Source organism: Bacillus sp. FSL K6-1003 (assembly GCF_037964945.1).
Taxonomy (GTDB): domain Bacteria; phylum Bacillota; class Bacilli; order Bacillales; family Bacillaceae; genus Bacillus; species Bacillus mojavensis.
In genome coordinates, this window is record NZ_CP150176.1 from 2,162,830 (window position 1) to 2,183,642 (window position 20,813).

The 20,813-nt window shown below is 43.6% G+C and carries 22 protein-coding genes, 1 other RNA gene and 1 riboswitch; of the genes, 3 read left to right on the plus strand and 20 right to left on the minus strand.

Translation table 11 applies throughout. From position 1 onward, the window contains the following. Window positions 1–149: 149 nt before the first annotated feature. From fbpC to NSU16_RS10890, 10 genes are all read right to left on the minus strand, one after another. Entirely contained in the window at window positions 150–239 is a 90-nt protein-coding gene (gene fbpC / locus NSU16_RS10845) for a Fur-regulated basic protein FbpC (RefSeq protein WP_100069434.1), read from the minus strand. A gap of 70 nt (window positions 240–309) precedes the next feature. Beyond that, window positions 310–816, minus strand: a complete 507-nt coding sequence (locus NSU16_RS10850; protein ID WP_010334675.1) for an isoprenylcysteine carboxyl methyltransferase family protein — start codon at window positions 814–816, stop codon at window positions 310–312. 3 nt (window positions 817–819) lie between these two features. Continuing rightward, entirely contained in the window at window positions 820–1,917 is a 1,098-nt protein-coding gene (locus NSU16_RS10855) for a type III polyketide synthase (RefSeq protein ID WP_339190808.1), read from the minus strand. Between the two features lie 72 nt (window positions 1,918–1,989). Beyond that, window positions 1,990–3,306 (minus strand): xanthine permease PbuX, encoded by a 1,317-nt coding sequence (pbuX, locus tag NSU16_RS10860; protein ID WP_268450975.1) that lies wholly within the window; start codon window positions 3,304–3,306, stop codon window positions 1,990–1,992. After that, the gene (gene xpt / locus NSU16_RS10865; protein ID WP_010334678.1) at window positions 3,303–3,887 is read right to left on the minus strand and encodes a xanthine phosphoribosyltransferase; all 585 of its coding nucleotides are present in this window, start codon (window positions 3,885–3,887) and stop codon (window positions 3,303–3,305) included. Before xpt ends, pbuX begins: the two co-directional genes overlap by 4 nt. Window positions 3,888–3,978: 91 nt before the next feature. After that, a riboswitch (purine riboswitch) is annotated at window positions 3,979–4,078 on the minus strand. 145 nt (window positions 4,079–4,223) lie between these two features. Beyond that, window positions 4,224–5,729: a carboxypeptidase gene (gene ypwA, locus NSU16_RS10870; RefSeq protein ID WP_339190811.1), complete on the minus strand. Its 1,506-nt coding sequence runs from the start codon at window positions 5,727–5,729 to the stop codon at window positions 4,224–4,226. A gap of 112 nt (window positions 5,730–5,841) precedes the next feature. Continuing rightward, the gene (gene kdgT, locus NSU16_RS10875; RefSeq protein WP_010334680.1) at window positions 5,842–6,834 is read right to left on the minus strand and encodes a 2-keto-3-deoxygluconate transporter; all 993 of its coding nucleotides are present in this window, start codon (window positions 6,832–6,834) and stop codon (window positions 5,842–5,844) included. A 49-nt stretch (window positions 6,835–6,883) separates the two neighbouring features. After that, window positions 6,884–7,474 (minus strand): bifunctional 4-hydroxy-2-oxoglutarate aldolase/2-dehydro-3-deoxy-phosphogluconate aldolase, encoded by a 591-nt coding sequence (eda, locus tag NSU16_RS10880; RefSeq protein WP_010334681.1) that lies wholly within the window; start codon window positions 7,472–7,474, stop codon window positions 6,884–6,886. Between the two features lie 2 nt (window positions 7,475–7,476). Then, entirely contained in the window at window positions 7,477–8,451 is a 975-nt protein-coding gene (gene kdgK / locus NSU16_RS10885; protein WP_168748096.1) for a 2-dehydro-3-deoxygluconokinase, read from the minus strand. A 34-nt stretch (window positions 8,452–8,485) separates the two neighbouring features. Then, window positions 8,486–9,505 carry a LacI family DNA-binding transcriptional regulator gene (locus tag NSU16_RS10890; RefSeq protein ID WP_168748097.1) on the minus strand — a complete coding sequence of 340 codons (1,020 nt, stop codon included), beginning with the start codon at window positions 9,503–9,505 and terminating at the stop codon, window positions 8,486–8,488. Between the two features lie 223 nt (window positions 9,506–9,728). Between NSU16_RS10890 and kduI the strand changes: the two genes are divergently transcribed. Both kduI and kduD read left to right on the plus strand, forming a co-directional pair. Next, window positions 9,729–10,556, plus strand: coding sequence for a 5-dehydro-4-deoxy-D-glucuronate isomerase (gene kduI, locus NSU16_RS10895; protein WP_268450959.1), 828 nt, complete (start codon window positions 9,729–9,731; stop codon window positions 10,554–10,556). Window position 10,557: 1 nt separating this feature from the next. Continuing rightward, window positions 10,558–11,322 carry a 2-dehydro-3-deoxy-D-gluconate 5-dehydrogenase KduD gene (gene kduD, locus NSU16_RS10900; RefSeq protein WP_168748098.1) on the plus strand — a complete coding sequence of 255 codons (765 nt, stop codon included), beginning with the start codon at window positions 10,558–10,560 and terminating at the stop codon, window positions 11,320–11,322. 45 nt (window positions 11,323–11,367) lie between these two features. On the opposite strand, the gene NSU16_RS10905 is transcribed toward kduD, so the two are convergent. Together NSU16_RS10905 and NSU16_RS10910 are read right to left on the minus strand one after the other, a co-directional pair. After that, window positions 11,368–13,293, minus strand: a complete 1,926-nt coding sequence (locus NSU16_RS10905; RefSeq protein ID WP_229147131.1) for an ATP-dependent DNA helicase — start codon at window positions 13,291–13,293, stop codon at window positions 11,368–11,370. A gap of 102 nt (window positions 13,294–13,395) precedes the next feature. Beyond that, a complete protein-coding gene (locus NSU16_RS10910; RefSeq protein WP_026014731.1) occupies window positions 13,396–13,593 on the minus strand; it encodes a hypothetical protein in 198 nt (65 codons plus the stop codon). Window positions 13,594–13,754: 161 nt separating this feature from the next. On the opposite strand from NSU16_RS10910, the gene NSU16_RS10915 reads away from it, so the two are divergent. Then, window positions 13,755–13,907 carry a YpzG family protein gene (locus NSU16_RS10915; protein ID WP_003153548.1) on the plus strand — a complete coding sequence of 51 codons (153 nt, stop codon included), beginning with the start codon at window positions 13,755–13,757 and terminating at the stop codon, window positions 13,905–13,907. Between the two features lie 51 nt (window positions 13,908–13,958). Here the strand turns inward: NSU16_RS10915 and NSU16_RS10920 are convergent, their stop codons facing one another. The 8 genes from NSU16_RS10920 to mrfA all read right to left on the minus strand — a co-directional run bounded on the left by NSU16_RS10920 (window position 13,959) and on the right by mrfA (window position 20,717). Continuing rightward, window positions 13,959–15,116, minus strand: coding sequence for a class I SAM-dependent RNA methyltransferase (locus tag NSU16_RS10920; protein WP_168748100.1), 1,158 nt, complete (start codon window positions 15,114–15,116; stop codon window positions 13,959–13,961). A 96-nt stretch (window positions 15,117–15,212) separates the two neighbouring features. Then, an RNA gene (rnpB, locus tag NSU16_RS10925) (RNase P RNA component class B) lies at window positions 15,213–15,594 on the minus strand. Window positions 15,595–15,660: 66 nt separating this feature from the next. Then, on the minus strand, window positions 15,661–15,957 hold the full coding sequence (gene gpsB / locus NSU16_RS10930; protein WP_010334692.1) for a cell division regulator GpsB: 297 nt from the start codon (window positions 15,955–15,957) through the stop codon (window positions 15,661–15,663). Window positions 15,958–16,035: 78 nt separating this feature from the next. Continuing rightward, on the minus strand, window positions 16,036–16,581 hold the full coding sequence (locus NSU16_RS10935; RefSeq protein WP_286059902.1) for a DUF1273 domain-containing protein: 546 nt from the start codon (window positions 16,579–16,581) through the stop codon (window positions 16,036–16,038). A gap of 87 nt (window positions 16,582–16,668) precedes the next feature. Further along, entirely contained in the window at window positions 16,669–16,896 is a 228-nt protein-coding gene (cotD, locus tag NSU16_RS10940) for a spore coat protein CotD (RefSeq protein ID WP_010334694.1), read from the minus strand. Between the two features lie 84 nt (window positions 16,897–16,980). Further along, on the minus strand, window positions 16,981–17,109 hold the full coding sequence (locus NSU16_RS10945) for a hypothetical protein (protein WP_003230707.1): 129 nt from the start codon (window positions 17,107–17,109) through the stop codon (window positions 16,981–16,983). Window positions 17,110–17,209: 100 nt separating this feature from the next. After that, window positions 17,210–18,451 (minus strand): ribonuclease H-like domain-containing protein, encoded by a 1,242-nt coding sequence (locus NSU16_RS10950; RefSeq protein WP_339190814.1) that lies wholly within the window; start codon window positions 18,449–18,451, stop codon window positions 17,210–17,212. A 16-nt stretch (window positions 18,452–18,467) separates the two neighbouring features. Further along, window positions 18,468–20,717, minus strand: coding sequence for an ATP-dependent helicase MrfA (gene mrfA, locus NSU16_RS10955; protein ID WP_339190815.1), 2,250 nt, complete (start codon window positions 20,715–20,717; stop codon window positions 18,468–18,470). Window positions 20,718–20,813 lie beyond the last annotated feature (96 nt).

The window sequence follows — 20,813 nt, forward strand, 5'->3', positions numbered from 1 at the left end:
TTATGAATCTTTTTTGAAAGATCTGAATACATCTCACTTCCATTTTACACAAGAATGACCCAAATTTCTTTAAGAGAACAGAAAAAAGCTGCCGAAGACGGCAGCTTCTATAAAAGAAAATCTGCAACTTTTTACAAGTTCCAGATTGTTCAAACAGATTTATTAGAGATTCCTTTCAATACAAAACCAATTAATACACTATATGTACAAACCGCCCCAAGCAAAAACAGCATTGTCATTTGCTTCACCATCCTGATTGAGAATCTTTTTCATCTTCATTCTAACATGGATGAGAATGATATTCAATCTCTATTTTGCTGTATATTCGCGTAATGCTTGCTCCTCTGCACGTATTCTGACAGACAGCATAACGGCATTTAAAAGTGAAAACAGACACATGGTAAAGTACGCTTGATACAAGAGCGGAATCAGGATGATTTCTAATACGACAACCGTATAGTTTGGGTGCTTCAGCCATTTGTAAGGCCCTTTTTTGACAAGTTCAGCACCCGGAACGACAAGAATTTTTGTGTTCCAGTATGCTCCCAATGAACAAAGCGCCCAATATCGAATCGCTTGTACTGCCAATATAGCCGCTGCTATGCCTGACCACCAGCTTGAAGGCTGTTTGTGCAGCAGCAATACTTCCGTAATTAAAGACAGAAAAAAAAGAATGTGCATGGTGATGATATACGGATAATGCCCCTCTCCGCATTCTATCGCTCCTTGTTTTTTCACCTTTTGTTCGTTTCGTCTCGCCACAGCCATTTCCGCTGCCCTTTGAGCAGTGAGCACAGTAATCAACATCCAAAACATGAGTTATGCCCCCTTTTCCCAGCTGAACAGCAGCAATTCTGACGAAAATCCCGGCCCCAATGCACCGATCAGCCCCCGTTCTGCTTCGTTTTTACTTCCGTTCTGCAGATGGTGGTCGATCACATACAGAATGGTGGCCGATGACATATTTCCGTGTTTTTTCAAGATGGTTTGCGATGACGCAAGCTGCTCAGGTGACAGTTCAAGACAGTTAATGTATGCATCAATGACTTTTTTTCCGCCAGGATGAGCCAGAAAGACCGTAATATCGCTGAATGAAAGCTGATGTCCATTCAAAAAATCCTGGACATTTGTTTTCAGCCATTTTTCAACCAAAGTCGGAATATCTCTTGAAAAAATGACTTTGAAACCATGGTCGGTAAAGTCCCAGCCCATAACATCTTCAGATTGTTTCATCAATACAGATTGCGAATCCAATATATTCGGCAAAAGCTGCAACTTTGTCAGCCGGCGGTCCGCCTTCTCCCCGCATAATAATGCCGCTGCAATGCCATCCCCAAAAAGTGATGTGCCGATCAAATTGCTTTTCGTTTTATCTTCTGGCTGAAATGTCAGACTGCACAGCTCAGCGGCAATGACAAGAACAAAAGCCTCCGGATACGCTTTACAGTACTCAGCAGCGCGCGCAAGTCCGCTCGCCCCTCCTGCACAGCCGAGTCCCCAAAGCGGAATTCGCTTCGTATAAGGAGAAAACGGGAGTTCATTCATCAGCCGCGCCTCGATGCTTGGTGTGGAAAGGCCCGTGCTGGAGACGAAAAAAACAGCATCCACTTTTTCATAAGGAATGGGTTCTTGAAGATATACGGCATTTGCGAGACACGTTTGAACAGCCCTGACGCTATGCTTGAGTGTTTCCTCTATATAAATTTGATTTTTTTCTTCAAAGTTGTGCCCTTCTTTATACCATTCAATGGGTCTCACAAATTGTCTCGATTCAATTTGCCCGTTTTTAAAGGAGGTTAACAGCCGTTCTATATCTTTAAAGGAATGCTGAAACATATATCTGGCAAACTCCGCCGCCTTTTCTTGATCCACATCATTCTCAGGAAGACTTGTTCCGATCGACAAAACAAATGCCATATGATCACCTCTTAGCATACATTGTGCCGCAACTTTCTTTTTTATATGCAAAAAACTCCGCCGTAGCGGAGTTTACACTGCTGTTTTTTGCTGATTGACATCAGCTTTCTGTTCTGTTTTTTCAGCTTTCGAAAACATATTATATATCATATTCAAGACAACAGCCGTAAAGCTGCCGGCAACAATGCCGTTTGTTGTAAGAAGCGTTAAGGCACTTGGAAGCTGTTTAAAAATGTCCGGCACAACTGTCACACCGAGACCTAGCCCAACTGAGCAGGCAACGATCAGCAGGTTTTCCTGCTTTGCAAAATCAATTCGGCTGAGCATTTTGATGCCATAAGCAATGACCATTCCAAACATGGCCACCATCGCTCCGCCTAACACGGCAGATGGAATGATTGTCGTAAAAGCAGCGATTTTGGGAAACAGGCCAAAAGCCATTAGAAGCACGCCTGTCACCACAATCACTGCATTTTTCTTGATTCCTGTCAGCTGGACAAGTCCGACATTTTGAGAAAATGCAGTGTAAGGAAATGCGTTAAATATGCCGCCCAGTAAAACAGCCAGTCCTTCTGCACGATACCCTCTGGATAAGTCCTTTTCTGACAGACGGCGGTTGGTCAGATCGCCTAAAGCAAAGTAAACGCCTGTTGACTCTACAAGGCTGACGAGGGCGACGATGGACATTGTAATGATAGGGGCCGCATGAAAAGACGGTGCGCCGAAATAAAACGGCTGAATTATTTGAACAAAGGCTGCGTCTGAGACATTATCAAATTGAACTTTTCCCATAAAATACGCGATAAATGTCCCAATCAAAATCCCGATCAAAATGGAGATGGACTTGATAAATCCTGTTGTAAAACGGTATAGAAGCACGATGATGCTTAAAACGATCAAAGCGAGAGCAAGATTAGAAAGATCACCGAAGTCCGGACTTCCTTCCCCGCCGGCTATATTATTCATGGCCACCGGCATAAGCGTAATACCAATGATGGTAACGACAGAACCTGTAACAACAGGCGGGAAAAACGAGACGAGCTTTCCAAAGAAAAACGAAATGAGAATCACAAGAATACCTGAGGCGATAATACTTCCATAAACAGCGGAAACCCCGTATTCGGAGCCTATCGCAATCATTGGTGACACAGCGGTAAATGTGCAGCCAAGCACAACTGGAAGCCCGATGCCGAAAAACCGATTGCTCCAAACTTGAAGAAGTGTAGCCACACCGCACATAAAAATATCAATCGACACCAAGTAGGTCAACTGCTCCGCCGTCAGCCCCATCGCCTTCCCCACAATCAGGGGAACGACAATGGCGCCTGCGTACATGGCGAGCACATGCTGGATCCCTAGTGACAGCGTTTTGCCGAATCCGTTTTTCATGAACGAACCTCCTGTACAAAAGATACTTTTCCTTCTGCTAAAGATTCAATTCTCGCCAAAGATTCCACCCGATAGCCAAGCTTCACAAGCTCTTCTCTTCCCGGCTGAAAGGATTTTTCAATGACAATGCCAAGTCCCGCGACAGAAGCTCCAGCTTGCTTTACGATCGATGCCAGTCCAAGTGCTGCTTGTCCATTTGCCAAAAAGTCATCGATAATCAACACGTGATCCTGATCTGACAGATGATTTCCCGATACTGCGATTTGGCTTTCTGTTTGCTTCGTAAAGGAATATACAGACGATGTCAGCAAATTGTCAGTGAGCGTTAAAGACTTATGTTTTCTCGCGAATACGACTGGCACACCCATTTGTAAACCAGCCATTACGGCCGGAGCAATTCCGGATGATTCAATTGTAACTATTTTTGTTACTCCGTCTTTCTCAAATCTGGCGGCAAACTCGTCACCGATTTTCTTCATGAGCAGCGGATCAATTTGATGATTTAAAAAAGCATCCACTTTCAATACCTGATCTGATAAAACGACGCCCTCTTCTTCTATTTTTCGTTTCAGTGCTTCCATCTTGTCATACCTCCGTTCAGATAATAAAAAAAGCATTACCCGCTCAAAACAAAGAGCAAGCAATGCTGAAATAACAAAAAACCGTATACGTCCGGTCTCATTGCTCACTCATAGTCGGACATTTACGGTGCCCGGTAGAAACTTGCGTGCCATATCCACGCGATTATATGAGTGTTCCTATCATATTGTTACAAATTATATCAAGATTCCAACCTTTTGCATAGATGAAAAATAAAAATTTCCGAACTTTAATTCTTTTTTCGAAAAGATCATTCGTTTTTTATTGAATATTTCGATAATAAATTAGCCTGACGTTTGAAACGCCAGGCTTTTTCATTAAGATAAATACAGATTTGAGTATTTATTTTGCAAATAATCAATCAGGTAACGTACATTCAGCTCTTCACCTGTTGCTTCTTTAATAATGTCTAATGGCTTTTTCCGTTTTCCGTGAATGTGCACTCTTTCCGTCAGCCATTGTTTAATCGGATGAAACTCCCCTCTTTCCAGGAGAGTATCAAATTCAGGCAGATCATCGAGCATTTTATGTTTCAGCTGCGCTGCATACATATAACCAAGTGCATACGATGGGAAGTAGCCAAAATCTCCACCCGCCCAGTGAACATCCTGCAGGATTCCCTCTGCATCCTCAGAAGGAGTAATACCTAAATAATCCTGATATTTTTGATTCCAAAGGGTAGGCAGTTCTTCCACAGATACTTCATTGCTGAAAATCGCTTTTTCTATTTCATAACGAATAATAATATGCAAAGGATACGTCAATTCATCCGCTTCAACTCTGATAAATGAGGGTTTTGATTCGTTGACAGCCCTAACAAAATCATCAAGCGATATGTTGCGGAACTGTTCAGGAGACGCTTCTTGTATTTTCTGATAGTATGGTGTCCAGAAATGCTTGTTGCGTCCAATAAAATTCTCGTAAAATAGTGACTGAGATTCATGGATTCCCATTGAAGCACCATCTGATAAATTCGTCCCGCTCAGCGCTTCGTCAATATTTTGCTCGTAGATCGCGTGACCGCATTCATGAATTGTTCCAAAAATAGCCGTCCGGAAATCTTTTTCATCGTATCTCGTCGTCACCCGAACATCCCCGCGGTTCATTGTCGTCGCAAATGGATGAACGGTTTCATCGAGCCTTCCGCCGTCAAAATCGTAGCCGAGCTCTTGCAGGAAATAAAGGCTGAGTTCTTTTTGTTTTTCCTTAGGGAACACTTCATTGATAAAGCTTGTATCCGGCTTATTCCCTGAGGCTGACACTTGTTTAATAAGAGGTATGATCGCTTCTTTCAGTTCAGAAAACAGCTGATCAAGCACCTTGACCGTCACACCCGGTTCAAACAAATCAAGCAATGCATTATAAGGATGCTCTTCATAACCCCAATTTTCAATAAATCGTTTATTGTATTCGATCAGTTCCTCCAAATAAGGGGCAAACAAACTGAAATCAGATTTTCCTTTCGCTTCCTCCCACGCCGTCTCAGCCTTAGAACAAAGAATAACATATTCCCTATATTCTGCTTCAGGGATTTTTTTGTTTTCTTCATACTCTTTTTTCGCCAGCTCTACAGCCTTTTTCGTATCTTCAGACAAATCATCAAACCGTTCATAAAGCACATCAATAAGCTCCTTCATTCGATCTGATGTCTGAATATTGAATATATCTGTTGAAAGCTGACCGATGCTTTCAGCACGGTCCTCTGAGCCATTTTTCGGGGCGCCTGTTCTGGAGTCCCAATGCATTAAGGCAACCGCTTCACTATAATGTGAGATTCTCTTTAAAAGATCAAAAAATTCCTTTTCGTATGTATGTATCTCCATATCCATTCCCTCCCTATTCTAGCCGTTCCATTACAGGCTACTGGAAGGGTGTTTGAAAGTCAAATTGTTTGTATAAAAGGCTGCCGGTCTAGTTGACGGCAGCCTTCATCACTCAATTTATTGTCATTTGATTTTTGGGCGGCGGTGTTTTTCGTTTTTTCGCATTGATTTTTTTATCCACCCAAACTGTAGCCAGAGGTGTTAACAAAGAGGTGACAATGACGCTTGTCGCAATGATTGCAGTTGCAGATTCAGCTACAGGGGCAAACGCAGAATTCGCTTCCGCTAATGCGTATGGCACAGCGACAGCCGCTCCCGCTGTTGATGAAGCTGCCACTCCCGCGACACCGTCTCCCCGGGCAATGAAACGATCAAGCAAAAACAAGGAACCGCCGGATAAGATGACAACAGATACACCGATCAAAATGCCTAATAGCCCTGACTGAATCAGCATTCCAAAATTTAAAGTGTTGCCAAGTGAAAATGCAAAAAACGGAATGATTGCCGGCACAACCTTGCTGAATAAATCTCTGAGATCATGATCAAGATTTCCAAGAATGCAGCCGAGCAAAAACGGAATGACTGTTGCTGCCAGCGTTTCCCAAGGAAAAGCAGCCAGTCCGGTGACACCGAACGTAACCATGGTCATAAAAGGCCCAGATTCTGTACTGATAAACGCGAATGCGCCGGCATCTTCTTTTCTGCCCATATGATTCATGAGCGCCAAATAGAGGCCGCCGTTGGTTTCATTCATCACTGCAACAATGGCTAGAACAGAAAGACCTGCAAAAAACCCGGATTGTATGCCTTCATCGGGTATAAATTGAGCCGCAATCACACCAAGCAGTGCCGCAAACCCAATCTTTCCCAATAATAAGGTAATCCCTTTTCTTGCAATATAGCCTGAGGAACGGAAATCAATCGTCGCTCCAACGCAAAAGATAAAAACGCCTAGTATAGGAAGGGTTCCTGTAATAAGCGCGCCGGTAAACCCTCCAAAGAACTCTGCTGTTCCAGGCGCAAACGTATTGAGCGCTGCTCCCAGAAACAGCGGAATAATCATCATTCCGCCAGGTACCCGTTCAATTGTCGCTTTGATTTTCATTTATATTCTCCCATCCTCCGGTTATGGAAAAACAATACCCCTTATGTGGCTACACTTGGAAAACAGCCTGTAAATCCTCTTTTGAACAGCTTTCCAGCTGGCTTCCGACTCCGACGGCACCAGCTCCTGCCTTGAGCCATTCCGGAACCTCAGACGGATGGATTCCGCCAGTCGGTATAAAAGTAACCTGAGGAAAAGGGCCCGCTAAATTTTTCATGAAAGGGATGCCGAATACACCGCTTGGAAACAGCTTTAATGTAGTAAATCCGCATGTCAGCGCTTCCATAATTTCGCTCGGTGTCAGTACGCCAGGGATATAATGCGTCTTCACAAACGATAGGTGTTCAGCAAGATCTGTTGAAAAACCCGGACTGACAATAAATTGTGCTCCTGCTTCCGCAGCTTCTCCCGCCTGCTGCGCAGTGATGACCGTGCCCGCGCCGATTAAGACATCCTCCCGATTTCTGTAGGACTCAATAATAGCAGAAGCTCCAGGTGTCGTATAAGTGACTTCAATTGCTCGAATCCCTTTATTTATTAAACTCTCAATCTGCTGACAGGCCTGCTGTTTATCCTTTGAACGAATGACTGCAATCAGCCTGGCTTCTTTCAGACGGTTTTCTACTCCATTGGACTCCATATTTAACAATCCCCTTTCTTATGGTGAACCGTTCTTTGAGCAGATAAAAATGCGGCTAGTTTTTCCCTTGTCGGCAAACCGTCCATGTCCCCCGGTGCCTGAACTTGCAATGCGCCAATCGCATTCCCCCTTTGCACTGCATCCTTGTACGGCAAGCCATCAAGAATTCCACTGATGACGCCGACAGCAAAGCCGTCTCCGGCACCGACTGTGTCAACGACCTGATCAACCCGGCAGCCCTCTGTATATCCTTCACTTTCCTTTGATCTAAAGTAAGCGCCTTCTTTTCCAAGTTTAACAGCGACAAAGCTTACACCTTTTTCAAGATAAAAATCCGCAATGCCTTCAGGCGTTTTTTCGCCAGTCAATAGCTCTCCCTCTGCGATTCCAGGGAGGAACCAATCCGAAAGCCCCGCCAAATCATTAATCGTATGTGCCATTGTTGCTTGATCAGGCCAAAGAGCGGGTCTTAGGTTAGGATCTAATGAGATGGTTTTTCCAGCCTGTTTCATGTCTTTCATTACATAATAGGTGAAGTCTTTCATATCGGCAGACAAAGCCGGGGGTATACCCGTAACATGCAGATGGCCAGCGCTTTGAAAATAGTCTCTTGGGTATTCAGCAGCTGTTAAAGTGCTTGCAGCTGAGTTTTTCCTGTAATACGTTACCACAGGATCGCCTTCTTTCACTTTGGACTTCAGCAGCAGCCCCGTTGGATTTCCACCCTGAGACCGGATCACGCGAGACACATCCACTCCCTCTTTTTTCAGCTCCTGAAGAATAAATGTTCCGAGCTGATCATTGCCGACTTTGCTCATCCAGCCCATTTGGAAGCCAAGTCTGGCCAGACCGCAAGCCACATTGCTTTCTGCCCCGGCCAGTCCTTTTGAGAATGTGGAAGCTTCATGAAGGCCTCCATACTCATTTGCATAAAACATGGCCATCGATTCGCCGAAAGTAACTGCATCAAGCTTCATTTCCCAACCTCCCCTTCGTTGAGGGCACCTTGGATTAAAGTGACTTTCTCATGATGACTTTTGCCTCTAATTCGATGGTTTGAGGCGCTCCCTCGTCACCTTCAATCCTTTTTAATACGCGTTCCATCGCCGTCTTGCCCATATCATGTGACGGCTGGGCGATCGTTGTAATGCCCGGGCCGATGAGTTTATACCATTCCGTATCATCGAATCCGGCAATCCCTGTATCTTGGGGAATGCGCAGCCCTATTTCTTCCATACAGCTGATAATCTTTAGCATAATCAAGCCATTTAAAGCAAGAATCGCTTTTCTTTGCTCAGGCATCTCGTTGATAAAAGAGCGTAGCGCCTTCTCAAGCTGCTTCTTGTCTTTGACATCAATTTCATACATTCGCTTGATTCCATCCACATTTCGCACCGCGGCAATCTCCTGATAAACAGCTGCTCTCTCCGCCCGGGGGCTGATGGATGCAATCGGTTCGGTAAACAGCGCGACATCTGTGTACCCTTTGCTGTAAATCTGCTGGAGGATCTCTTCAGTTATCCTTCTGTTGTCAGTCGTTACGGTATCCAATTTTAGATCCGGCAATTTGCGGTCAATTAATACTGTCGGAACCTGATGTTCGGCAAAGGAATATAAAATATCCTTGTTTTCCCCCGTTGCATTTAAAATCAGCCCTTCTACAGAATGCGCTTCGAGCTTTAGCAGCATTTCCCGTTCTTTTTCAGGACTGTTATCAGTGTTGCACACCATGATGCTGTAGCCATATTGATCACAAACCTCTTCAACTCCCCTAAATGCTGCGACTGAAAAGGGATTTGTAATGTCGGCTACAACAAATCCGATTAATTTGCTTTTTTTTATTTTCAAACCTTGTGCCATCTTACTCGGCCGATAATTCAATTCAGCGATTGCTTTTTTTATGTTTTTTACCTTTTCAGGAGAAATCGCGTCGATTTTCCCGTTGATATAACGAGAAACGGTTGATTTTGATACTCCTGCAAATTCAGCTACGTCTTTGATGGTGATATGGCCTGTTGTTTTCTTTTTCATTCAAGTGCTCCTGTATCGTCTTATAATTTGAAACCGATTTCAAAACCGTTACAACACAAGAATACCATATTTTAAAAAATTGAAAAGTATTTTTTTAATAATGTGCTTATTCACAAAATTTACGTTGACTCTTTTCTCTATTTATCCTAAAATTTTCTTTGAAACCGTTACCAAAATATTTTCATTCAAGTGATGCTGAAATCCTAACCAAGGGGGAAATCCAATGGAAAATCGTTATTCTGTACACCCTGAACAAGTAAAACGCTTTACAACCGAGGAGCTTCGCAGTCATTTTTTAATGGACACGTTATTTACGGAAAATAAGCTGACCATGTATTACTCCCATGAAGACCGCGTTGTGATTGGCGGTGCAGCACCCGGACAGAGCGAACTGAAGCTTGATGCCGGAGACTTTCTTAAAACTGACTTTTTTCTGGAACGGCGAGAAATCGGTATTATTAACGTCGGCCAGCCTGGTGCGGTGAAAGTCGGCGATGATGAATATGTGCTTCAAACAAAGGATTTTCTATATATCGGGATGGGCAATCGGGATGTAGCATTTAAAAGCCTGAACGGAGAAACAGCAAAGTTTTACTTCGTCTCCTCGGGCGCGCATCAAAGCTATCCGACGCAAAAAGCCGCTCTTTCTGAACTGACACCGGACCGGCTCGGCGACGCAGCAGCATCAAATGTAAGAAGCCTGTACAAAGTCATTCATCAAGATGGCATTCAAAGCTGTCAGCTGATGATGGGAATCACAATGCTAGACGAAAACAATAACTGGAACACCATGCCGGCACACGTTCATGATCGCCGGATGGAGGCTTATCTCTATCTTGATCTTGAGAAGGATTCAAAGGTTTTTCACTTCATGGGTCAGCCGAATGAAACACGCCACCTTGTTGTCGGAAATGAACAGGCTGTCCTTTCTCCTGCCTGGTCCATTCATTCTGGCGCAGGAACATCTAACTACAGTTTTGTGTGGGCAATGGCTGGTGAAAACTACACATTTACGGACATGGATCTTGTGCCGATGGATGGGCTGAAATAAGATGAGTTATCTGCAAGAGGCATTTTCATTAGAAGGAAAAACGGCACTGGTAACAGGACCGGGTACGGGAATCGGCCAAGGAATCGCCAAAGCGCTGGCAGGCGCCGGTGCTGATATTATCGGCACATCACATAAAAGCAGCCTCTCAGAAACACAGCAGCTTGTAGAACAAGAAGGCCGCACATTCACTTCCTTTACATTGGATATGAGCAAGCCTGATGCAATAAAGGATACAGCGGCTGAACTGTTTGAAACACAGCAAATCGACATCCTTGTCAATAACGCCGGCATTATTCACCGGGAAAAAGCGGACACTTTCGCTGAAGAGAATTGGCATAACGTGCTGAATGTGAACCTAAACAGCTTGTTTATCCTGACACAGCTTGCCGGTAAACACATGCTGAAAAGAGGCCATGGGAAGGTTATCAATATTGCCTCTCTCCTCTCTTTTCAAGGCGGTATTCTTGTTCCGGCCTATACAGCAAGCAAGCATGCCGTTGCTGGTTTAACAAAATCGTTTGCAAATGAATGGGCCGCATCCGGCGTACAAGTTAACGCGATAGCGCCTGGCTATATATCCACTGCCAATACACAGCCTATCCGGGATGATGAAAAGCGAAATGAAGACATTTTAAAAAGGATTCCAGCCGGCCGCTGGGGCAAAGCTGATGATATCGGCGGGACGGCTGTTTTTCTGGCGTCTCGCGCATCTGATTATATCAATGGACATATTTTAGCAGTAGACGGCGGCTGGCTTGCCCGCTGACCAAAAGAAAAAGCTGATGATCATAGATCATCAGCTTTTTCGCGATTACATCGTAAGCGGTTCAACAGGTAAAACCTTTTTCACCTCATCAATGATGCGTTCATTTTCTCCGCCCGCATAAATATGAATCGAGCCGTTATCTTGATTTGAGCGAATCAGGCGGCCAATCCCCTGTCGCACGCGCAACAGCATATACGGAAGGTCAACCTCTTCAAATGGGTCTTTTCTCGCGCTATTGCGTTTTGCCGTAAATACAGGGTCATGAGGCGGAAACGGCAATGACCAGATCGTGACATTCTTCAGTGCGTCACCAGGAATATCAAGCCCTTCCCATAGGTGAACTGAACATAAAACTGTCTCCTCTTCCCCTTGGAACTTTTCTACTAAGCTGCTGATTTCCTCGTCGCCTTCAAAGTAAATCGGATACGGCAGTTCCCAAGCAGCTGCGAGCTCTTTAAACTCGTTTAATTCCTCAAAAGACGGGAAGAGCACCAGCGTTCTGCCTTTATAGTGCTTAATTGTCTCTATTGTTTGAGCTGTTTTTTGTTCAGCGCTCATTTCTGTTTTCCCATAAAGGGTAACAGTCATTTGTTCGTCATAATCATAAGGAGAATCAACCGTTAACGATAAGTAATCGTGAATTCCCAGACTGTCCGCAATGTAGTCAAACGAACCGCCTTCTGACAGCGTTGCAGAAGAAAAGATATACGGAATTTTCTTTGAAAACACTTTCTCGCCAAGCACTTCTGCTACTGTTCTCGGCATCACGACAAAAGTGGATTCCGCTTCCTTTTGCTCCAGCCAGCTGATCGCATCCTTTTGATATAAAGATAGTGAATACGCCATTTGCTCTACATATTCCTCAACGACTGACAGCTCGTATTGATCAATGGTGTACATTTCTGACTCAAATACGAGTGCTTCACCAATTTTATCAAGCAAACGGCACAGCTCGTCCGCCGCTTTTTTGACACGCTGATCATTCTTTATTTCCAAACGGTGCGACCCGGCCACTTCTCTTGATTCTTCAGAAAGAACATAGAAAAACTCGTCGTTTGCAGCAAGTGCATCTTCTATCAATTCAGCAAATTCTTCTCTAATGTCATTTTGAAGCAAACGTTCTAAAAATAATTCGAGAGTTGATTGCTTGACTCTGTAGGTTAACGCTTTTTGCGCGGCAAACTCTAACAGATGCCCTTCATCAAATACAACCGCACTATGATCAGGCAGCAGCGGCAGCTGTCCCTCCCGCTTGCGCGATTCTTCCGTCCATACATGTTCCATATAGAAATCATGTGAACAAATGATCAAGTCTGTTGACTTGCGATAATAATCTCTTGATAGCGTCAAGCCGCATCTATGTCTCATATCACATGTCAGGCAATCTTGAAACGAGTCGTAGCTTACTTGCGACCATTCTTCATTTGAAAGGTTCGCGTATTGCTTTCGGTCGCCATACGGATAGAACCGCTGCATGGCCTGTGACTCATGGACAAATGACGGTAAAGCTTCATAAAGATCAAGCCACTTTTCATCATCAGATCGCTGCATTGTTTTTTCAAGCTTTTTCAAGCATAGATACTGCTCATGTGATTTCGATAGCCTTGTATCAATCTTTAGATCCAAATGTTCAGCCAGTTTCGAAATGTCTCCCTCTTTTTTCACGAGCTGTTCGATTAACGTTTCATCAGCACAAGCAATAATGGCCGGTTTTCCGACATATCTTGCATAGCTGATCGCAAAAAGAAGGTAAACAAGTGTTTTCCCCGTTCCAACTCCGGCTTCGGCAAACATGACTTTTTTCTCTTTAAACGCCCGTTCCAGCTGAAAAGCCATGAACACCTGCTCATCTCGAAGATCAAACCCTTTTTCGGGAAGAATATCGTAAAACACGTCACCAATCCAATTGTTCAATTCTTCATAAAAATTCTTTGTTTTCGTTAAAGAAAAAGGCAAACGTGATGTTGTCACCCAGTTCCAACCCCCAACTATTCGGCATTCAGACCATCAATATTATCATTTCCCGCTGCTGAATACAATAAAAAAACTTGGCAGTGCCAAGCTTTTTGTGAATTACTTTCGGTTGATCACATGCGAGGATAAAAAAGGATGGTCTGTTGAATGAATATGTTCTACCGCTTTTTCTAAATTATTTTGCGCATGTGAAATCACAGACGGAGACGCATCATCAGCTCTGCTGAGCTCCTTCAGCTCGTTTGCGGTTGCGTCAAGCGCCCTTTGAATGAGATTAAAATGTTCGCTGTTCAGCATGAGATCACCTCTAATTGAAATAATCATCATTGTATGCGAACTTTTCGTTTTATATACATGCTTTCCGCATGTTATCACTGAAATGTGCACAAACTACAACTGATACTCCGTCATGGACTATCCGTCTTATCAACAATATTCTATCAGGGAGTGATGTTGACATGAGTTATAAAGACCGATTAGATCAGCATTCTGAACTGTTTCATCACAATTGGACGCGGCCTAAACGTTCTAAGTCTCAAGTAAACGGTCACACCGAAATGTCCCAAACCAACATTATATTAAGAAGTAACGCGAAAGCGCACCGTTGGTAACGATAGAATATGGCTGAAAGATGAAAGAAGACGCTTCAGAGCGTCTTCTTTTTATGCGTGTTCCGTTTTTTTACGCTGAGGTCTCACTTTAGACCAATACTGATAGTAATCCGTTTTAATAAATCCATTAAAGAGCTTTCGTTTCTTCGTCGCTTTTCTTCCATATGCTTCCTCAAAATTTTCATTTGAAGTCAGCATATACACAGACCACGTATCAAGCGGTTCGAACGCCTGTCCCATTTCTTTGTACATCTGCTCCACAGCTTTTTTCTCTCCGAGACGCTCTCCGTACGGCGGGTTTCCGACAATCACGCCAAACTCAAGTTTTGTAGTGAAGTCCTTTACCTGCAATTGTTTAAATTCGATTAATTCGCTCAGTCCCGCTTCCTCCGCATTTTCTTTTGCAATTTGCACCATGCGATGATCTACGTCACTGGCGAAAATCGTAAGCGGCTGATCATAGTTTGCCTTTTCTTCGACTTCAAGCCGTGCTTTGTCCCACAGATCTTTACCGATCCACTCCCAATCCTCTGAGACAAAATCGCGGTTAAATCCTGGGGCAATATTTTGGCCGATTAATGCCGCTTCAATCGCGATCGTTCCGGAACCGCAAAAAGGATCGACAAATGGACGGTCCGGAGTCCAATTTGTTAATTGCACCAAAGCGGCAGCAAGCGTTTCTTTAATGGGCGCGCCTCCCTGATCCACGCGGTATCCTCGTTTGTGGAGGCCTGTCCCTGACGTATCAAGTGTAATAACCGCCTGATCCTTCAATAAAGAAATTTCCACCTTATATTCGGCGCCTGTTTCTTCGATCCAGTCATTGGCTTTGCCGGACTGCAGCTTGAGCTTTTCAACAATCGCTTTTTTGACAATCCGCTGACAGTCGGGAACGCTTGCAAGTGTTGATTTAACGGATTTACCGATGACAGGGAATTTCCCGTTCTCCGGTATAAATGAGCGCCAATTAACCGCTTTCGTTTTTTCAAACAGCTCATCAAATGTTTTCGCTTTAAATGTAGCAACTTGAACCTTTACGCGGTCTGCCGTTCTCAGCCAAAGATTCGCACGGCAAATCGCAAGCGCATCACCTTCAAAGATAATTTTTCCGTTATCAACCTTGCATTCATATCCTAAGTCACGAACTTCTTTTGCAACTACAGCTTCAATTCCCATCGGCGCTGTTGCAATTAGTGTATACTTCTTCATCGTATCACCCTGTCTTTTAAAACTTTTCTCATCAAGATAAAAGCTCTCCTTAGACGGGAGAGCTTGATTTCATCATTTAATTTAAGTGATCTAACGTTCTGTAAGCCATGTTTTGTTCCGTCGTACTGCAATCGGCTCATCACCTCGTACTCAGGCGGCAATCATCTATCTACAGAAAGCATTCTGTCCTTCTCTCCGTTGAATTCCGTCAAGAAGGTTCCCCTACCAAAATTTGGGTTTCTCGCTCGAGGGGTTTACCGCGTTCCACTCTCACCATTTCTAGTGAGACTTCGTCACTGTGGCACTTTCAAGGATACTCAGCCATATCCAAAGGACGTAGGCTTTTTTCCTGCCGTCAGCCTATCAAGGCTGCCCTAGCTTATGACTTCGCTAGGCACGAACACTACGGGCATCTCAGCACCGTGCGAGCATGGACTTTCCTCTACAGATTCAAGATCTGCAGCGATTACCCGAACGTTAAGAACATGAATTATTATATAACAATTGATTGGAATTTACAAGCGCCATTTATTACTAGCGCAGATCAATCATAAAGCTTGCTGCCAAAAACATGCTTTTCTAAGTTAGACAGCCGTTTTAAGATATCAAAGTTCGTTGTGTTTGATTGCACTGGCTGTTTTTTGCTGGCTTCTTCAAGCTGTTTTTTCAGCTGCAGATTTTCCTGTTGCAGTTCTTCAATTTCCTGATGGAAGGTTTCATAATCCTTAATGATCATATCTAAAAATTTGTCAACGTCTTCTTGTTTGTAACCTCTAACGCCTGTTTTAAATTCTTTTTCTAAAATGTCTTTCGCAGAAAGCTTTACTTTATCAGCAAGCATCTTTTTCACCTCGTATCGTGAATCATCATCTTATATTTTTTCAGAAATCTGTACGATTGTCAAATTTCTCTTTCTTTGTTATGAATAGCTGTCTTCCTCTACTGTCACTCTCAGATCATCCATGGTAATAAAGTAGATCGGATAGCCATCCTGTTCGCGTCTTTTTTCAGCTGTCTCAAGCATATACTTTGGGGAACCATCCATTTCCGGGTCATATAAAAGCATAAGCGCGTCAGATTTATCAATGAAGAACTGATTTTTTTGTTTAAATTGGAGCGGGCTTTCATAAGGACGGTGAGTTAGGCTTGCCTCGTAATCCGCCTGGGCCAGAACAGCTTCATACAGTTCCTTATTCGGCTCTTTCCAGTTCTTTTCCTGCTCGTAAAATGGGGTGATAACAGCCACCTTTAAGTCAGGGTATTCTTCCTGCAAATCATATGCAGCTTCGGCCGACCAGAGTTCCGCTCCGAGCTGCCCTGAAATTAAAATCCATTCTAATCCTTCATCCAAAAAAGCAATCAGCCGGTTCTTAATGGCTTTTTTTATGTAATACAGCGCCTTGTCATCCTGTTTAAATATCCCCAGTTCAAACGGTTTATATCCTGTTATTGCTAATACCTTCATCATTTCACCTGCTTTAAAAAATGGGGCTCCCATTGGGCCCCATTTGATGTGCTGCGTTGTTACACCATCAAGCTGCACGTTTTCATACTAGTAGTCGCAGCAAGGTTTTCCTGCTTGAAAATGCTGATGCGTAGCCGGATCAACATTTGAGAAAGTGTGTGGAAAGTAGTGAACGTGCTGGAAATGCTGGTGATTTACGTTTGTTGTGTGCTGTGGGTGAATGTGCGGCACGATTGTATTTGAAAACGTATGGTGTTCACAGCAATGAGTAGGATGGACAATCGGCGCCATCATGTGCGGTCTGCAGTGATGCATAATTTTAATCCCCTTTCCATAAACTTTATTACAATACTAAGCTATGAAAAATAGGGGGTACATGTTCTGATGCAAAGACCTATTTTAAAAGTGTGCGATTAAGCTGTCTTTAAAGTTTGAAAATACGAAAGCAATCAAAAAAACAACGACGAAGAACAAATAAAAAACTCCCTTATACATACCAACTCTCCCTTTAAAAATAACTAACGTCATTTTACAGGATTCGCCGGTATTCTACAACAAAATCGTTGTGAATCCAGCAAAAAAATTTCATGGCGAAAGAAGTCGTCTTATGCGCTTTCCCGGGGAATATTTAAGAGGAATATTTCCTCTTCAGACGGGCAATTCTCACACGCAGATTTTCCGTTTCTTTTTCTGATAAGAACGCCTCATCGGCAAGTAATTGTTCAGCTGTATGTAAAGCTTTCCCGAATTCCTTTTTCTTATGCTCAAAATATTTCGCAAGCTCTATCGCTGAAGTGTACCTGCATTTTTGGTGCTGAGAATGGGATAGTTTCTCCCAAAGCAGGACTGCGTCTTCTAGGCGGTTTTGTTTTTTGTACAGCAATGATAAATCCAAAAGGGCTCTGTCTTTATTTTCAAATGACTTTTCTTTAAGTCTTTCAAGCTGATCGACTGCTTGGTCTGTTTCCTTATGGGCCATAAACCATTTGGCCATTGCGTAAGCTTCATCATGCTCTTTTGGCGCATCAGAAGCGGAAAGAATTTTCTTTGACATATGAATGTACAGTGAAATTAACGACAGCACATCCATTTCATTATGGTGCAGCACACCCTTTAAAAGATCCGGTTCCTGTGCCTTAATAAAATGAAAGTACAGCATCGGCGCCAAATAGCCCGGGGTGTCTTCTTTTCTGCTTACGCCGAGTTCTTCTTTTTCAACTGAGCCAAGCGACACGCGTTCCATTTTGTGTTTCCACAAACGTCTTGCCCCATGCAAGAGGTCAAAATGCCCGAATTCCGGAAGCTTCGGGAGCCTGTCACGAATCAACGTATGCCTTGTTTTTACCTGCGGCCAATCAAAAGCTTTTCCGTTGTAGGTTACAAGTGACGTAATATCAACCTCGCTTAAAAAGCTCTGATACAAGGCGACTTCATTCCCCGGTTTCGGCAGAAGATGCTGTTTGACCGCCACTCGATCTTTATATACCCTTGCATGGCCGAGCAAAAAAATCGTATTGCCGGCTCCCCCGCCAAGACCTGTTGTTTCTGTATCAAAGAAAAAGAGGCTATTGTTTTCATATCCTTTTGCAGATAATGTATGCGAGAGGCTGCTTTTGTTCCATAGCGCGATGACTTCATCCAGCTCGGAAAAACAGTAATGTCCGTGCCGATGGGAGAGCGGATATTCCACTTCCCTGATCAGACAGTATTCATCCTCAAAGAAGAAAGGCTTCACACCATAAGCCTCCCACTCTTTAAGAAACGGTATATCAGAGCGAATGTCTGAAGTCCCATTCTCTTCTATCTTGTGTTCTGCTTCCTCCAGCACCATATGCTTTTTCATTCGCTGGAGTTTTCCTTTTAACGACATGCCTAACCTCCTTTCCTTATGACATTTGATCCAACAGCTGCAAAATTTGTTCCTTGGCTTTTATTCCTTCTATTTCAGTACCTATACAAGACGGACAGCCATCATGACAAGGACATTGTTTTATCAGCCGCTTGGCCGCTTCATTAATGTCAGCAAATCGTTTAAAGACTTCCTCTGCCAAGCCGATTCCGCCCGGATAATGGTCATACAAAAATACCGTTGGCAAACCGGTATGGGCAGCTTTGATTTGCGAAACGACATGGACATCATTTCGGTCACACATAATATACACAGGGACAATATGCTGCAAAACATTCGATATGCCGAGAAGCAGCTGTTCGAGTGTCTTTTCTCCAATGTCTTCACCAATGGTTTTGATTTCAAGCCAAGCCGCACTCGTGTGCAGTTCTTCTTCCGGTAAATGAATAGGGCCTGAACCGATATTTTCAAAAGTAGTCATCTTAATCTTTTTAAAAATAGTCGGCAAAGCATTTACCGTAACATCGCCGTAATGTAAGGATGTACGGCCTCTCTCTTTTGTTTTGTCAATTTCCAGCACTTTCAGCTGGACTGCCAGATTGGCATCTGTGTAATACTCCACATCAACTCTTCTGACATAAGCCTTTTTATGATCCCAATCAAGCTTTTCCACTTGGAATTGCACGCCTTCATGCAAATAGATCGCTTCATCATGAAGAAGTGTCATCGCACTAAACCGATCCATTTCACCGATGATTCTCACATTCGCAATATCCGTCTGATCGACAATGACCACATTTTCTTGTGAAGCCGAACGCAGACTGATATTTGAAGCAGGAAACGATTCGTTTGCCCAGTGATAACGTTCCCCATTGCGGTGCAGAACACCTTCTTCCTGAAGGTACTCGAGAATATCACTGACATCCAGCGGCCCGAACTCTTCATCAGCTTTGAAAGGAAGCTCATAAGAAGCGCATTTTAAGTGATCAACTAAAATAATTAGATTCTCCGGGTTGATTCTTGCCGATTCCGGCGAACGGTCAAAAAAGTATTCAGGATGGCGCACAATATACTGGTCAATCGGCGTTGAATTAGCCACCATGACAATCAAGGACTCACCGTGTCTTCTGCCGGCTCTTCCCGCCTGCTGCCACGCACTTGCCACACTTCCGGGATAACCGGTCATGATACAGACCTGCAACTGACCGATATCAACCCCGAGCTCCAGCGCATTTGTGCTGACAACCCCAAGAATTTCGCCTTCTCGCAGCCCTCTTTCGATTTCTCTTCGTTCTTTTGGAAGATATCCTCCCCGATAGCCTCTGATAGACTTTGCACCAATCTTTTTTTTCACCAGTTCCTGAATATGGCTTAAAATAATTTCCACCCGCACTCTGCTTCTGGCAAATACAATGGTCTGCACTTTGTTCTTCAGGAACTCTTTCGCCAGCTCGTTTACTTCTACAGTTGCGCTTTTTCTGATGTTAAGCGGCTGATTAACAATTGGCGGATTATAAAATACAAAGTGCTTCCGTCCGCTTGGCGCTCCGTTGTCATCGACCAGCCTCATTGAGTGTCCGGTCAACTGCTCTCCCAATTCCTTCGGATTAGCGATCGTCGCCGAGGTACAAATAAAGATCGGATCACTACCATAAAACCGGCAGATCCGTTTCAGCCGGCGGATTACATTTGCGACATGGCTTCCGAATACACCGCGATACGTGTGCAGCTCGTCTATCACAATATATTTAAGGTTTTCAAACAAACTCACCCATTTTGTATGATGCGGAAGAATGGCCGAGTGGAGCATATCAGGGTTTGTAATCACAATGTGCCCTGCTTTTCTGACCTTTTGTCTGATCGCTGGAGATGTGTCTCCGTCATATGTAAAACTTTTAATATCAATGCCCATCTCATCAATGATTTCATTGAGCTCACTTTTTTGATCCTGGGCCAGCGCTTTTGTAGGAAATAAATATAACGCCCGGTTTGTATCGTCCTCGGCAATAGATTGCAGGACAGGCAGGTTGTAGCATAATGTTTTTCCGGATGCCGTAGGCGTTACAGTTACAATACTTTCACCTTTTTGCACATATTGAAAAGCTGAATATTGGTGGGTATATAAGGCATCAATTCCCCTTTTAGCAAGGGCTGTCTTGATTCTCTCATCTATACGTTCAGGCATCGGTCTTGTCCTTGCTTCACGAGGCTCAATTTCATGCCAGTTCACAACGTTTTCATTTCCTTTCAATTCAGAAATGAGTTCAGTCAGTGATTTCTTTTTCATTCTTTACACCTCTTTGTCAAGTACAGTTTACCGAATATTTGTTTGCATGGCTAGGTGCAAATTTTATACAATCGGACAACAAAAAAGCAAGGCATC

Bases quoted from the DNA above. Each gene is read 5' to 3' on its own strand.
- fbpC (WP_100069434.1), bottom strand. From the start codon at position 239: ATGACAATGCTGTTTTTGCTTGGGGCGGTTTGTACATATAGTGTATTA.
- pbuX (WP_268450975.1), bottom strand. From the start codon at position 3,306: ATGAAAAACGGATTCGGCAAAACGCTGTCACTAGGGATCCAGCATGTG.
- NSU16_RS10850 (WP_010334675.1), bottom strand. From the start codon at position 816: ATGTTTTGGATGTTGATTACTGTGCTCACTGCTCAAAGGGCAGCGGAA.
- NSU16_RS10920 (WP_168748100.1), bottom strand. From the start codon at position 15,116: ATGAAGAAGTATACACTAATTGCAACAGCGCCGATGGGAATTGAAGCT.
- xpt (WP_010334678.1), bottom strand. From the start codon at position 3,887: ATGGAAGCACTGAAACGAAAAATAGAAGAAGAGGGCGTCGTTTTATCA.
- NSU16_RS10950 (WP_339190814.1), bottom strand. From the start codon at position 18,451: ATGTCGTTAAAAGGAAAACTCCAGCGAATGAAAAAGCATATGGTGCTG.
- ypwA (WP_339190811.1), bottom strand. From the start codon at position 5,729: ATGGAGATACATACATACGAAAAGGAATTTTTTGATCTTTTAAAGAGA.
- NSU16_RS10855 (WP_339190808.1), bottom strand. From the start codon at position 1,917: ATGGCATTTGTTTTGTCGATCGGAACAAGTCTTCCTGAGAATGATGTG.
- gpsB (WP_010334692.1), bottom strand. From the start codon at position 15,957: ATGCTTGCTGATAAAGTAAAGCTTTCTGCGAAAGACATTTTAGAAAAA.
- kduD (WP_168748098.1), top strand. From the start codon at position 10,558: ATGAGTTATCTGCAAGAGGCATTTTCATTAGAAGGAAAAACGGCACTG.
- NSU16_RS10890 (WP_168748097.1), bottom strand. From the start codon at position 9,505: ATGAAAAAGAAAACAACAGGCCATATCACCATCAAAGACGTAGCTGAA.
- kdgT (WP_010334680.1), bottom strand. From the start codon at position 6,834: ATGAAAATCAAAGCGACAATTGAACGGGTACCTGGCGGAATGATGATT.
- NSU16_RS10935 (WP_286059902.1), bottom strand. From the start codon at position 16,581: ATGAAGGTATTAGCAATAACAGGATATAAACCGTTTGAACTGGGGATA.
- NSU16_RS10945 (WP_003230707.1), bottom strand. From the start codon at position 17,109: ATGACGTTAGTTATTTTTAAAGGGAGAGTTGGTATGTATAAGGGAGTT.
- NSU16_RS10910 (WP_026014731.1), bottom strand. From the start codon at position 13,593: ATGCTGAACAGCGAACATTTTAATCTCATTCAAAGGGCGCTTGACGCA.
- eda (WP_010334681.1), bottom strand. From the start codon at position 7,474: ATGGAGTCCAATGGAGTAGAAAACCGTCTGAAAGAAGCCAGGCTGATT.
- cotD (WP_010334694.1), bottom strand. From the start codon at position 16,896: ATGCATCACTGCAGACCGCACATGATGGCGCCGATTGTCCATCCTACT.
- kduI (WP_268450959.1), top strand. From the start codon at position 9,729: ATGGAAAATCGTTATTCTGTACACCCTGAACAAGTAAAACGCTTTACA.
- NSU16_RS10915 (WP_003153548.1), top strand. From the start codon at position 13,755: ATGAGTTATAAAGACCGATTAGATCAGCATTCTGAACTGTTTCATCAC.
- kdgK (WP_168748096.1), bottom strand. From the start codon at position 8,451: ATGAAGCTTGATGCAGTTACTTTCGGCGAATCGATGGCCATGTTTTAT.
- mrfA (WP_339190815.1), bottom strand. From the start codon at position 20,717: ATGAAAAAGAAATCACTGACTGAACTCATTTCTGAATTGAAAGGAAAT.